Below are 12,492 nucleotides of genomic sequence, written 5' to 3' on the forward strand. Positions count from 1 at the left end.
GCGCGACCCGAGGACCGACGGCGGTGACGCTGAGGGCAGCCCCTCCGCCGTTCGAAGGAGAGAGCAGATGGCTGAGCCGTCCACTCCTGGCCCGCTGATACGCCGGACACGCGGGATGTCCCCACGCCGTACGTACACGCGCACCGCGGTCCTCGGCGCGGCGGCGCTCACGGCGACCGTGCTCGCCGCCGCCACCGTTCCCGCCGCGAGTGCCCGCCCGGCCCTCCCCGGAGGTGGTGGCACCGGGGCCGCACCGACGATCGTGCTGATCCACGGTGCCTGGGCCGACACATCGAGCTGGGGCGGCGAGGTGAAGATCCTCCGCGGCGAGGGGTACTCCGCACGAGCGATCGGCAACCCGCTGGAGGGCCTCACCACCGACGCGGAGACGGTGGCCGACTTCGTCAGGAGCATCCCCGGCCCCGTCGTGCTGGTCGGCCACTCGTACGGCGGCTCGGTCATCACGAACGCCGCCGCCCGGACCGGCAACGTGAAGGCGCTCGTCTACGTCGACGCCGCCGCGCCGGCGGTGGGCGAGACCACGGGGGAGCTGAGCGGCTCGGCATCGGCGCTCAACGCCCCGCCCGAGACGCTGTTCGACAGCGTCCCGTACGCGAACGCCCCGGAGGGCACGGCGAACCTGTACCTGAAGCAGGACATCTTCGTCAGGAAGTTCGCCCAGGACCTGCCGGCCCGGCAGGCCGTCAACCTCTGGGCCACCCAGCGCGCCGCGTCGATGGCCGCGTTCGACACCCCGTCCGCGTACGCGGCGTGGAAGACGATCCCGTCGTGGTACTTCATCAGCACCGGCGACCAGATCATCACGGCCGAGTCCGAACTGATGATGGCCCGCCGGGCGGGTTCGAAGATCACCACGTTCCAGGGCGGCTCGCACCTGACGCTCATCTCCCACCCGGAGGCCGTCACCAAGGTCATCAAGGCGGCCGTCGAAGCGGTGAGCTGAGCGAAGAGCCGATGCCCCGCCGCCCCCCCGGCTCTCACAGCCCCGGCGGGCGGTGGCGGTCCTCCAAGTAGCGGGTGTGGGTCTCCTGGCGGCGGGCCTCGGCCTCCCTCAGGGCCGTCGCCAGGGCGCGGGCCTCGTCGTACAGGACCGTGAGCTGGCGTTCGAGATGGCGTTCCGGGGGTTCCATGCCGGGCTGGAGGCGGGTCCACCAGCGGGTGCGTACGAAGGTGTCCACCGATTCCGGGACGTCCTGGCGGATGGCCCGGGAGAGGGTGTGGACACCTTCGGCGTCGGTGGCGAGGGCGTCGGCGACCCAGCCGGGTTCGAGGAGGGCGGTCAGGACCTCGGTCAGTTCGGTGAGGCGGCCCGCCGCGGTGGGCGGCAGGTCGACCTCGGCGAGATAGGCGTGAAGCCTGGTGAAGTCGGCGCGCAGCTCGTCCAGTTGCTCGGCCGGGTTGGTGAAGGCCGGGGCGTCGGGGCGTTCCGGCGGGGCGATCAGCGCGCCCGCGCCGTACAGTCCCGCCACGACCACCGGCCAGTACGCGCCCGCGAGGCCGGTGAAGGTGAGGGCCAGGCCGCCCACGCCCGCCGCGCTGCCCACCAGGTTCTTGCGCGACTCCAGATACGCCAGTGCCCTGCCGGTCGCTCTACTGGTAGCCACGGATCTCCTCGAAGGCGCCGTCGAGCGACTCCTCGCCACCCGTCGCGTCGAACAGCCGGCCGCCCGTGAGCTGGGCGATGTGCTCCAGCTCCGCGCGGTCCGAGTCGCCGAAGAGGATGGGGAAGACGGGGGTGGCACGCTGGTCCGCGGGCAGTCCCGCGTAGAAGCTGTCGAATTCGACGGCCTTCGTGCCCGTGGTGTTCTCGCCGTCCGTCATCAGGACGATCGAGGTGAAGGCGTCCGCGCCAGGACCGCCCTTGCCGAGATGGGAGTACGCCTCCCGCAGACTGCTGTAGATCGCGGTGTCCCCGGACGCCGACAGCGCCCTGGCGTCCGCGCGGATCGCGTCCAGCGCGGCGGCCCGGCCGGCCGGGTCCACCGTATGGCTCAGGACCCGCTTCACCTCGGAGCCGAACGGCATCAGCGTCACCTCCTCCCGGTCACGGAAGCGCTCCCCGGTCGCGGAGTCGTCCGTACCGGTCAGCCCCGCGAGCGCGTCCTTCAGCCGGGAGAGCCGTTCGCCCTCCATCGAGCCCGAGGTGTCCAGTACGTACACCGTGCGCGAAGGACGGCGCAGCTGGTTCTCGTACGCGTGGAGCAGCCCGTCGGCGACCGAACGCGAGCCGGGGAAGGGGAGTTCGCGCCGCTTGTCGGTGGCCAGGCCCGCCGCGGGCGGTATCGACGGGATGACAGGGCGCCGGAACGTCTGCTCGGTCAGCGACTTCTGCGCCTCCGGGCTGCGCAGATACGAGGTGAGCGCCTGGCCCGCCTCCCGCGCCTCCTGGGGCGCCGACGTCAGCAGGGTGAAGGGGTAGTCGGCGGTCACCACCCCGTCCTTGGGACGGATCACGGTGAGCCCGGTGCGGCTGTCCCGGTTCATGGAGAGCAGCACGGACTCGTAGTTGACCAGCGCGTCCACACTGTCGCGCCGGGTGTAGGCCGTCGCGAGCCAGCCGGACGAACCCGATGTCAGCTTCTGCCCGGTGAAGAACTCCTTCAGCTTCCCCGACGCCCGGCGCACATCCGCGTCGGTGAGCGCCGACTGCGCGCCCGAGAGCCCGGAGGCCACCGAGATCAGCGCGGAGAAACCGGAGTTGGAACGCACGGGGTCGGTCATCCCGTAGGTCAGCTTCCCGGCCACGACCGCCTGGTGCACCTGCGACCAGGTGACCTCGTCCGGCTGCCAGCCGAGCCGCCGTACGGTCTCCGTCCGCAACCCGAGCGCGACGGGCGAGGACATGACCGGCGTCTCGTTGGTGATGCGCCGCGCGACCCCGGGGTCGAGCCGCAGATAGTCGTTGGACGACAGCCAGACCGCGTCGTACGCGCCGTCCGCCTTGCCCGACGCGATCAGCTCGGCGGCGTCCAGCGTGCCGGTCCAGGTGGCGCGTACCTTCACCCCGGTCCTCTGCTCGGCCTGGTCCAGCACCCCCTGCATGTCGGAGAGTTCACTGGAGGCGAGCACCCGCAGGGTGCCCGGACGGTAGGTCGTGGCCGGGGCGGGCTCCGGCCCGGCCGGCGCGTCGCCCCCGCCGGTGGTGCACGCCGTGGCGGCGGTCAGCAGGGCGGTGACGAGTACGGCGGTCAGCGCGCGTCCCACCGGAGGCCTTCGTCTCACTGGAGGCCCCCTTCCAGCGCGCTCGCCGAGCGGGTTCGCTCCAGATAGGTGCTCGCGCTCTGGAGCTCGGCCGTCAGGGACTCCACCGTGGAGGCCATCGACTCCGTCGCCTGGATCTTGTACGTGTCGATCGCGTCCAGCGTCCGGTAGATCTGCTGGAACGCGGTGCGCAGCGTCTCCGCCCCCACGGCCGGATCCGCCGCGATGCGCTGGATCTCGCCGCTCTGGGTGGCGAGCATCTCCGCGTTGCCGCGGATCAGGTCCTCCGTCGTCGAGCGCAGGACGTTCACCTGCTCGGTCACCCTGCGCTGGTTCTCCAGGGCCGAGGAGAGCATCACCGCGATCCGCAGCGCCGAGACCGTGGTGGTCGCGGCGCGGTCGACGCCCTTGATCAGCTCCTCGTTGTTGCGCCGTACGACATCCATCGCCAAATAGCCCTGCGCGCACACCGCGAGCTGGGTCAGCAGGTCCTGGTGCTTCTGCCGGACGGGGAAGAGGACATCGGCGCGCAGCGCGTCGGCCTGCGCGGGATCGGCGAGGCCGACCGAGCCGATCCGCTCCTCGATCGCCGTGTCGAGCGCCGAGGTGAGCACCGCGTACTCCTGGAGCTTGCCCATGGTCTCCCACAGACGTGTGCGCTCGGTGTGCAGCGCGGCGTTGTCGCGGCGCAGTTCGTCCTGGCCGCCCCTGAGCGAGCTCACGATCTTGTTCAGGGTGCCCTGCGAGGAGGCGTACTTGGCGGCGTGATCGCGCAGCTTGTTGCCGCCGGGCAGCTTCGAGAGAAACCGGCGGGCCCCCTTGCCCGGGGTGTCGCGCGGGTCCAGGTCCTCGACCGTACGGCGCAGTTCGACCAGCGAGGACGACACCCGGGACTGGGCGTCCTCGCCGCCGGAGGAGAGCGAGTGGATCGTACGGTCCAGCATCCGGTTGGACTGCTGGGCCGCGCCGCGGATCTCACCGGCGCCGAGATTGGCGATCTCGCCGATACGGGCGGTGAATTCGGGCGAGCGGGCGTCGAGCGCGGCGAGCGACCCGACATAGTCCGTGGCGCGCCGGGTCATCTCCGTGCGTACGGAGTCGTCGATCGGCACCAGTCCCACGGCCTGTTCGGTACGGACCGGGGCGACGGGTTCGGGCGGGGTGAGGATCAGTTCCGGGCCGGCCGGCCCGGAACTCTGTTCTACGGACATCTGGTTCCCCCTGGGACATGAAGAGCGAAGCGCGAAGTGCCGGCCGGGACCGGACCGGCCGCGACCTGGGCTGCCACGGCGGGCCGCCTACGACCGGGCCCGCTGCGCCATCGCGTGCAGCCACTCGGTGGTGGGCACGGGCGCCTGGCGGACCCCGGTCAGCCGCTGGTTGAGGAAAGCCTGGTAGGGAGCGGTGGCGGCGGTGAACTCCGCGGCGGCTCCCTGCGGGCGGAAGCCGTGCCGTACCGCCAGCTCACGCAGGCGCGGATCGGTGGTGAGCAGCGCGCCGAGCGCCCGCCCGTTCTCGGTGAGCGGTACGAGCGTGTGGTCGCTGTTGACGGTGGTGTCCGGGTAGAGCACCACCAGATCCCCGACCTCCTGCCGCTGGAGCAGCACCGAGGCCACCTGCGACTCGTAGACCAGCACCAGCGGATTCCCGACGCCGCTGATGAAGTCGCGGAACGGCGCGTCGGAACTGGTCTGCTGGGCGCCCTGGACCACGGTGAGCTGCTTGAGCAGCGGTGCCGTACGGGCGACGGCCGCCTTGTCGCCCACGACCTTTCCACCGTCGGCGACATAGGACGCGGCGGCGAGATAGAGCGCGCCCGAGCTGGAGGTCATGGGGTCGGTGCTCGCGATGAAGACCGTCCCGGTCAGCTCCGCGTGGGCCGAGGCCCCCTTGAGCTGCTGCCAGGTGCGCTCCTTCCGCGCCGCCTCCAGATACGGCTCCATCCGCAGGGTGCCGCGCGACTCGCCGTCCAGGGTGGCCAGTCCGTTGCGGGCCAGGACCTGGGCGGCGGAGCGGTGGGCGACGACCACCAGCGGGGAGTAGAAGGGCCGCGGCGGGGTGCCCTGGACCTGGTACTTCGCGGCCAGTTCGTCCGCCGGTGCCTTGGAGGAAGGAAAGGCGAAGTCGGTGCCGTCGAGAGAGAGTTCCTCCATGGCCCAGGAGCCGGAGGTCTCCGTCTTCACGGCGTAACCATGTTCGTCAAGGGCCTTGATGACGTCGGGGTCGGCGAAGAACTCCGCCTTCTCCGAACCGATGACCCCTCGCACGGTCTTCGTTGCCGTGCTTGTTCCCTGGCTCTCTCGGCCTGCCACGACGGCTGCTGCCACTCCGCCGATCAGCAGCACCGCCAGGATGATTCCCACGATGCGTCTCACGCCCAAAGCGTGCTCGCGGAGACCCACATTCCGGGGGGAGTTGGGTGTACGCGGGGTGAAGTACCCATCCCGGTAAGGAACCGGAACGGAAGGTTCACAGCGGTCATAGCGACCGCGGCCGACGGCGCGTCGGGCGTCGGTCTACGAGGGCCGCCGGGCGGCGCCGTGGTACGCGCCCGCCGGCGGTGAGGGGCACCCGGTCCGCGCGCCTCCGCGGCCCGCGGGACCGGGGCCGTCAGTGGGCGCCGACCAGACGCTGGTCCTCCGGGGCCGGGGCCGGGGCCGGGTCGGCGGTAGCGGCCGCGGCCGAGGCGGGGACCGGGGCGGGAGCCGGGGTCGAGGCCGCGGCCGGGGCGGGCGGCTCGGCCAGCGCGGCGGTGTGCGCGTCCATCCGCTCGGCGGACAGGATCGCCGCGGCGGTGTCGGCGCGCGAGGCGGCGACGACGAGCGCGCGGCCCGCGAGGGCCAGGGCGCGACGGTGCAGCGCCGCCGGGTCGGCGTCGGCGAGCGCCGCGTGCCGGACCGGCGGGGTGCCGCGGAGTCTGGTGATCTGCCCGGCGATGCTCGCGCCGGGCTCTTCGAGGCCCAGCTCGTCGGTGACGGCGAGCAGGGCGGAGAGATGTCCGGCGAGCTGGATGTTCAGCTCTTCCTCGCGGGTGCGGTGGGGGAAATCGGCGTCAGCGGCCAGGGTGTGGACCGACTTGGCGCGGATCGGCTCATACATGAGGATGGCCTCCTGGCATCGTCAGGAGACCATCCTACCTTGGATCGAGTCTAAAGTTGAGCGGAGTCCGGACCCTTCTCGCGCACAGTCCGGAACCTTCGCGCGGGCGATGCGGGCGATACGGCGGGCGCCCGTCGCGTCTACGGCTGCGAGTAGCCGTCCAGGAAGGTCCCGATCCGGGTCACCGCGTCCGTCAGATCCTGTACGGCGGGCAGGGTCACGATCCGGAAGTGGTCCGGCTCCGGCCAGTTGAACCCCGTACCGTGCACGACCATGATCTTCTCGGCCCGCAGCAGATCCAGCACCATCTGCCGGTCGTCCTTGATCTTGAAGACCTTGGGATCGAGCCGCGGGAAGAGATAGAGCGCGCCCTTGGGCTTGACGCAGGTCACCCCCGGGATCGAGGTGAGCAGCTCGTACGCGGTGTTCCGCTGCTCCAGGATCCGCCCGCCCGGCAGGACCAGATCCCGGATGGACTGCCGGCCGCCCAGCGCCGTGGCCACCGCGTGCTGCGACGGCATATTGGCGCACAGCCGCATATTGGCCAGGATCGTCAGACCCTCGATGTACGAGGCCGCGTGCGCCTTGGGCCCGCAGACCGCCAGCCAGCCGGAGCGGAAACCGGCCACCCGGTAGTTCTTGGAGAGCCCGTTGAAGGTCAGCGTGAGCAGATCCGGGGCGACGGCGGCGGTCGGGGTGTGCGTGGCGCCGTCGTAGAGGATCCGGTCGTAGATCTCGTCGGAGCAGACGACGAGATGGTGGCGGCGGGCGATCTCCGTGAGCGCCGTGAGCATCTCCTCGCCGTATACCGCGCCCGTCGGATTGTTCGGGTTGATGATCACGAGCGCCTTGGTGCGGTCGGTGATCTTCCGCTCGATGTCGGCGAGGTCCGGCATCCACTCGGACTGCTCGTCGCAGCGGTAGTGCACGGCCGTGCCGCCCGCGAGGGAGACCGCCGCCGTCCACAGCGGATAGTCCGGCGCCGGTACGAGCACCTCGTCGCCGTCGTCGAGCAGCGCCTGCATCGACATCTGGATCAGCTCGGAGACGCCGTTGCCGAGGTAGATGTCCTCGACGTCCAGCTCGATGCCCTTGGTCTGGTAGTGCTGCATCACCGCGCGCCTGGCGGAGAGCAGCCCCTTCGCGTCCCCGTAGCCGTGGGCGTCCCCGAGATTGCGGAGTACGTCCTCCAGGATCTCGGGCGGGCACTCGAAGCCGAAGGCGGCCGGGTTGCCGGTGTTGAGCTTGAGGATGCGCTGGCCCGCCGCCTCCAGCCGCATCGCCTCGTCGAGGACGGGGCCCCGGATCTCGTAACAGACGTTTGCGAGCTTCGTCGACTGGATGACCTGCATGTCCGCGAGCTTACGGCGGCGTAACGGAGCCCGCGTCGTGTTTTGGGACACGTCAGCCGGTCGGGGCGGGGTTGGGGGCCGGGCGGCGCAGTACGGCGGGCGGGGGACGCGGAAGTGTGCGGTCCGGCGCGCGGGCGCGGTGACGGCGTTCCGGGCGTACCGGATCGTTCGTCCTCGATCGCCGGACGGGCGCGGGCGGGCGCGGGCGGGCGCCGGAGGGGCCGGTTTCAGCCGTGCGGGTGGTTCAGCCGTGCCGGCGGTTCAGACCGCGCGCAGCGCGCCGGGGCGGCGGCCGGTGAGGGCGTCGAGCGCCGTGGACGTCGCCTCGTCGGCCGGGAGATGGATCAGCAGCCGCTGGCCCTCGGCCTCCGGCAGTTCGAGCGTCTCGTCGAGCAGCCGCAGCTCGCCCGCGCCGGGGTGGACGAGGCGCCAGGCGCTGAGGTTCGCGGGCATCCGGGGGGCGGCGGCCCAGCGCTCCGTGAACGGCGTGCCCACGCCGAGCGTCAGCTCCTCGACGAGCGCCGCGAGATGCGGGTCGTCGGGGACGGAGTCGGTCTTCAGCCGGCCGATCTGCTCATCGGCGGCGCGGGACCAGTCCGGGTGCGCGGTACGGGCCCGCGGATCGGTGAGCAGATACCGGACGAGACTGGGCGCGGAGGCGTCCAGCAGACCCAGCGGGCCGACGAGCAGCTCGTAACCGCGGGTGAAGGCGAGCACCTCGGTCAGCCGGTTCAGCAGGACCGCGGGGGTGGGCTCCAGCCGTTCGAGCACCGCGCGCAGGGTGGGGCGTACGGTCCTGGCCGGCGGGCGGCCCGCCCCCGGGCAGAGCTTGAGCGTGTCGCTGTTCGCCTTGACCTGGCGCAGCAGGGCGAAGCGCTCCTCGTCGGTGAGCCGCAGGGCGTTCGCGAGCACGGTGAGCACCTGCGCGGAGGGATGACGGTCCCGGCCCTGTTCGAGCCGGGCGAGGTACTCGACGCTGATACCGGCGAGCGTGGCCAGCTCGGAGCGGCGCAGGCCGGGCGTACGGCGCCGGCCGCTGTCCGGGAGCCCGACCTCGGCGGGGGTGACGGACTCGCGGCGGGCGCGCAGGAACATGCCCAGCTCGTTGTCGCTCACGGAAGGCAATGTACCGGCCGGGCTCCGCGCCGGGAGCCGGCGGATCATAGCCCTGTCACTACTAGCCTCGGCCCGGTGTTCCTGGGAGCCGCGGATTCCGGCACGTTGGGCGGGGGCCCTCGATCAGTGGACCTCCTTTTGTTTCCCGTGGTGTTCCCGCGGTCTTCCCGCGGTTCTTCACACGCCGTACGCACACCGTCCGAGGGGTCATCCGTGTTCATCGCCTACGCCGTAGTCGGCATTCTGCTCGCCGCCGTCCTGACGGCCTCCGCCTTCGCCACCTTCACCCGGAACGAGTCGGTCGTCGGTTCGATGTCCAAGGTGGGCGTCCCGGACTCCTGGTTGCCACGCCTCGCCACGCTCAAGGCGGCGGGCGCGGTGGGCCTCGTGATCGGTCTCTGGGTCCCGGCACTCGGCGTGGCCGCCGCGATCGGTGTGGTCCTCTACTTCATCGGCGCCACCCTCGCGCATCTCCGTGTGAAGGACTACGAGATCGCCCCGGCCGTCGTCCTCCTCCTGCTGGCCGCGGCGGCCCTTGTCCTGCGCCTGGCCTCGGCCTGAGCAGCACCGCCTCGGCCTGAGCGACGCCTCCCCGGCCTGAGCGACGCCTCCCCCGCCGGGCGTGGCGCTCAGCGCGACCGCGCGGGCGGCACGTACCCTCGGCGCGACCGTCGTACGGACCGGCCCGCCAGGACGTCCGTGCGGCGGCCGTCCTCGATCACGAAGCGCCCGTCGATCAGTACGTACGGGATGCCCACCGGCAGTACGCGCGGGGACGCGAAGGTGGAGCCCGCCGCGACCGTCTCCGGGTCGAAGAGGACCAGATCGGCGCGGTAGCCCTCGCGGACCAGACCGCGGTCGGGGAGGCGCAGACGGGCGGCGGGGCGGGCGGTGAGGTGGGACACGCACTCCTCCAGTGACAGCACGCCCAGATCACGCGCGTACCGGCCCAGATACTCGGGGAACGTGCCGTAGGCCCGCGGATGCGGCTTGGCGCCCTGGAGGATGCCGTCGCTGCCGCCCGTGTGGACGCGGTGCCGCATGATCGCGCGGACGTTCTCCTCGTGCCCCACGTGCTGGAGGATCGTCGGGCCCAACCGGTCGTCGATCAGAAGCCGGCGGGCCGTGGTCCAGGGCGCCTCACCGCGCGCCCGCGCCGACTCCTCGACCGTACGGCCGACATGGTCCGCGAGTCCCGGCGCCGAGACGCCGGAGATCTCGATCGTGTCCCACTCGATGGGCACACCGTGGCAGCCGTCGGAGCCCACCACCTCCAGATGGTGGCGGATCCTCTCGGCGGCGGAGTCGTCCCGCAGCCGCTCCAGGACCGTGTCGGGACCGCCCTCGCCCGCCCAGCTCGGCAGCATCGCCACCAGCGTGGTGCAGCCGGGGGTGTAGGGATAGGTGTCCAGGGAGATGTCCGCGCCCGAGTCCAGCGCCCGGTCGAGCAGCGCGAGCAGCTCGGGCGCCTTCCCCTCGTTCACCCCGAAGTTCATGGTGGCGTGGGCGAGATGGAGGGCGCAGCCCGCGTGGCGGGTGAGCGTCACCATCTCCTCGTACGCCTGGAGCGCCCCGGAGCCGTAGGACCGGTGGTGCGGGCAGTAGTAGCCGTCGTACTCCGCCACCACCCGGCACAGCTCGGTCAGTTCGGCGTCGTCCGCGTACATCCCGGGTGTGTAGGTCAGCCCGGAGGACATCCCGACCGCGCCCTGCTCCATGGACTCGGCCACCAGCCGCTTCATCCGGGTGAGTTCGGCGTCGGTCGCGGGCCGGTCGTCCCAGCCGACCGCGTGCATACGGACCGTGCCCTGCGGGATCAGATACGCGGCGTTGACCGCGATGCCCCGGCCGCCGAAGCCGTGGTCGAGCCGGTCCAGATACTCGCCGACCGTGCGCCAGTCGAAGTCGACGCTGGTGTCCTCCGGCGCGCCGCCGTTCCACCCGGAGATCGCCCGCCGCACCTGCGCGAGGGCCGTGTCGTCGACCGGCGCGTACGACAGGCCGTCCTGGCCGATCACTTCGAGGGTCACGCCCTGCGCGGCCTTCGCCGAGTGGTCGGGGTCGCGCAGCAGCGCCAGATCGCTGTGCGCGTGCATGTCGATGAAGCCGGGGGAGAGGGCGAGTCCCCCGGCGTCGAGGACCCGGGCGCCGGTGGGACGGCCCCCGCCCCCGGACTCCCGGTGTATCGCGGCGACACGGCCGCCGGTGATGCCCACGTCCGCGCGGTACGAGGGGCCGCCCGTGCCGTCGATGACCTGCGCGTCCCGCAGAACGAGATCCATGACGGGCCCTCTCAGAAGAACGTACGGATGAGGTCCGTGACCGTGCCGTCGGCCTCCACGAGCGGGATGAGCTGCCACTTGTCGAACGAGGTGCACGGATGGGACAGCCCCATCCCGACCCAGTCGCCGACCTCCAGCTCCGCCTCGGGCGTGGTGCTCAGCCAGCCGTGCTGGTCGGACAGGCCCGTCACCGTGACACCGGCAGCCGGGCGGATCGCGCCGGTGCGCCCGTCCCGTACGACCTGGGCCTCGGGCAGGTCCAGGTCGTACGCCGCGTCCCGCTTGCCCGCGTTGACGAAGGCCTGGCCGGGGGAGGGGCGGGAGACGACCTGGGCCCAGAGCCGGAAGGCGGGCTGGAGGGAGCCTTCCTCGGGGACCCGGTTGAAGGGGGTGAGATGGCGGTAGTGGCCGTCGTCGTGCGAGACGTACGCGCCCGAGCGCAGCAGCTTCAGCACGGGACGGGAGAGCGGGGGGATCTCCGCGAAGACGTCCGCGACCGCGTCGAACCAGGCGCTGCCGCCCGCGCTGATGACGATCTCGCCGCCGGGAGCGCCGCTCGTGCCCGCGTCCGGCGCCGGGACGGCGAAGCGGCCGGCCTTGTCGAAGCCGGCCGCCAGGGCGACGAGCCGGCGCAGCCAGGCGCGCACGGAGTCACCGTCGGCCGCGGGGACCTCGCCCTCGTAACCGGCGACGCCGACGAGCCGCAGGGTCGTCACCGCCGCCACCGCGTCGGCGACCGCGGCGCACTCCGCCTCCGTACGGGCTCCGGTACGGGCGCCCTCGCCCGCGCCCAGCTCGACGACGACCTCCACGGGCCGGACCGCGCCCGCCGCGCTCAGCGCCTCGTCCATCAGCTCGACACCGCGTACGGAGTCGACGTAGCAGAGGAACCGGAAGGCGGGGTCCCGGTCCAGCTCGGCGGCGAGCCAGCGCAGCGCCGCCGCGTCGACCAGCTCGTTGGCGAGGAAGATCCGCCGGATGCCGAACGCGCGGTAGACGCGCACCTGGTGCGGCACGGCGGCGGTGATGCCCCAGGCGCCGTGGTCGAGCTGGCGCGCGAAGAGCTGCGGTGACATGGAGGTCTTGCCGTGCGGGGCGAAGGCCAGGCCGTGGCGCGCGGAGTAGGACTCCAGGAGGGCGAGATTGTGCTCGACCGACTCGGCGGAGAGGGCGAGGACGGGGGTGGTGAAGCCGCCGCTGAAGAGGGAGCGGCGCTCGGCGGCGAGCGCGGCGACGGTGAGACCCTCGGCGTCCGGGGGGAGGCCCTTGAAGCGGTGGTCGACGCGCTCGTCGCCGAGCCCCCGGCCGGGTCGCCGGTCGAGGCGCTCGTCGGTACGTCCGTCGGCGGCCATGGGAGCCTCCCCTTGCTTCAGCGGTTGCGGCGGTTGCGGTGATTCCAGCGGTTGCGGTGGTTCCAGCGG

General features: G+C 72.1%; 11 protein-coding genes. 2 read left to right on the top strand and 9 right to left on the bottom strand.

Features of this window, described 5'->3' with window-relative positions; genetic code table 11:
- Nucleotides 1-67 precede the first annotated feature (67 nt).
- A complete protein-coding gene (locus ACWGDX_RS10260) occupies nucleotides 68-964 on the top strand; it encodes an alpha/beta hydrolase (RefSeq protein WP_453624094.1) in 897 nt (298 codons plus the stop codon).
- A 34-nt stretch (nucleotides 965-998) separates the two neighbouring features.
- Here the strand turns inward: ACWGDX_RS10260 and ACWGDX_RS10265 are convergent, their stop codons facing one another.
- From ACWGDX_RS10265 to ACWGDX_RS10295, 7 genes are all read right to left on the bottom strand, one after another.
- Complete coding sequence (locus ACWGDX_RS10265) at nucleotides 999-1,625, bottom strand: hypothetical protein (protein ID WP_453624096.1); 627 nt, start codon at nucleotides 1,623-1,625, stop codon at nucleotides 999-1,001.
- Nucleotides 1,612-3,243 (bottom strand): substrate-binding and vWA domain-containing protein, encoded by a 1,632-nt coding sequence (locus tag ACWGDX_RS10270; RefSeq protein WP_453624098.1) that lies wholly within the window; start codon nucleotides 3,241-3,243, stop codon nucleotides 1,612-1,614. Before ACWGDX_RS10270 ends, ACWGDX_RS10265 begins: the two co-directional genes overlap by 14 nt.
- The gene (locus ACWGDX_RS10275) at nucleotides 3,240-4,433 is read right to left on the bottom strand and encodes a toxic anion resistance protein (protein WP_453624100.1); all 1,194 of its coding nucleotides are present in this window, start codon (nucleotides 4,431-4,433) and stop codon (nucleotides 3,240-3,242) included. Before ACWGDX_RS10275 ends, ACWGDX_RS10270 begins: the two co-directional genes overlap by 4 nt.
- Nucleotides 4,434-4,520: 87 nt before the next feature.
- Nucleotides 4,521-5,597, bottom strand: coding sequence for a hypothetical protein (locus tag ACWGDX_RS10280; protein WP_453624102.1), 1,077 nt, complete (start codon nucleotides 5,595-5,597; stop codon nucleotides 4,521-4,523).
- Nucleotides 5,598-5,832: 235 nt separating this feature from the next.
- Complete coding sequence (locus ACWGDX_RS10285) at nucleotides 5,833-6,321, bottom strand: SCO4983 family protein (RefSeq protein WP_453624103.1); 489 nt, start codon at nucleotides 6,319-6,321, stop codon at nucleotides 5,833-5,835.
- Between the two features lie 140 nt (nucleotides 6,322-6,461).
- Nucleotides 6,462-7,673 carry a pyridoxal phosphate-dependent aminotransferase gene (locus ACWGDX_RS10290; RefSeq protein WP_453624105.1) on the bottom strand — a complete coding sequence of 404 codons (1,212 nt, stop codon included), beginning with the start codon at nucleotides 7,671-7,673 and terminating at the stop codon, nucleotides 6,462-6,464.
- Between the two features lie 261 nt (nucleotides 7,674-7,934).
- Nucleotides 7,935-8,789 carry a helix-turn-helix domain-containing protein gene (locus ACWGDX_RS10295; RefSeq protein WP_453624107.1) on the bottom strand — a complete coding sequence of 285 codons (855 nt, stop codon included), beginning with the start codon at nucleotides 8,787-8,789 and terminating at the stop codon, nucleotides 7,935-7,937.
- A 213-nt stretch (nucleotides 8,790-9,002) separates the two neighbouring features.
- Here ACWGDX_RS10295 and ACWGDX_RS10300 point away from each other — a divergent pair, with 213 nt between their 5' ends.
- Nucleotides 9,003-9,350 (top strand): DoxX family protein, encoded by a 348-nt coding sequence (locus ACWGDX_RS10300; RefSeq protein ID WP_453624109.1) that lies wholly within the window; start codon nucleotides 9,003-9,005, stop codon nucleotides 9,348-9,350.
- 68 nt (nucleotides 9,351-9,418) lie between these two features.
- Here the strand turns inward: ACWGDX_RS10300 and ACWGDX_RS10305 are convergent, their stop codons facing one another.
- Entirely contained in the window at nucleotides 9,419-11,071 is a 1,653-nt protein-coding gene (locus tag ACWGDX_RS10305) for an N-acyl-D-amino-acid deacylase family protein (protein ID WP_453624111.1), read from the bottom strand.
- Between the two features lie 11 nt (nucleotides 11,072-11,082).
- Nucleotides 11,083-12,423, bottom strand: coding sequence for an amino acid deaminase (locus ACWGDX_RS10310; protein WP_453624113.1), 1,341 nt, complete (start codon nucleotides 12,421-12,423; stop codon nucleotides 11,083-11,085).
- Nucleotides 12,424-12,492 lie beyond the last annotated feature (69 nt).

It is taken from the genome of Streptomyces sp. NPDC055025 (assembly GCF_053608565.1).

Excerpts from the sequence above, each read along its gene's own strand:
- ACWGDX_RS10260 (WP_453624094.1), top strand. The coding sequence starts at position 68 with ATGGCTGAGCCGTCCACTCCTGGCCCGCTGATACGCCGGACACGCGGG.
- ACWGDX_RS10275 (WP_453624100.1), bottom strand. The coding sequence starts at position 4,433 with ATGTCCGTAGAACAGAGTTCCGGGCCGGCCGGCCCGGAACTGATCCTC.
- ACWGDX_RS10285 (WP_453624103.1), bottom strand. The coding sequence starts at position 6,321 with ATGTATGAGCCGATCCGCGCCAAGTCGGTCCACACCCTGGCCGCTGAC.
- ACWGDX_RS10290 (WP_453624105.1), bottom strand. The coding sequence starts at position 7,673 with ATGCAGGTCATCCAGTCGACGAAGCTCGCAAACGTCTGTTACGAGATC.
- ACWGDX_RS10305 (WP_453624111.1), bottom strand. The coding sequence starts at position 11,071 with ATGGATCTCGTTCTGCGGGACGCGCAGGTCATCGACGGCACGGGCGGC.
- ACWGDX_RS10310 (WP_453624113.1), bottom strand. The coding sequence starts at position 12,423 with ATGGCCGCCGACGGACGTACCGACGAGCGCCTCGACCGGCGACCCGGC.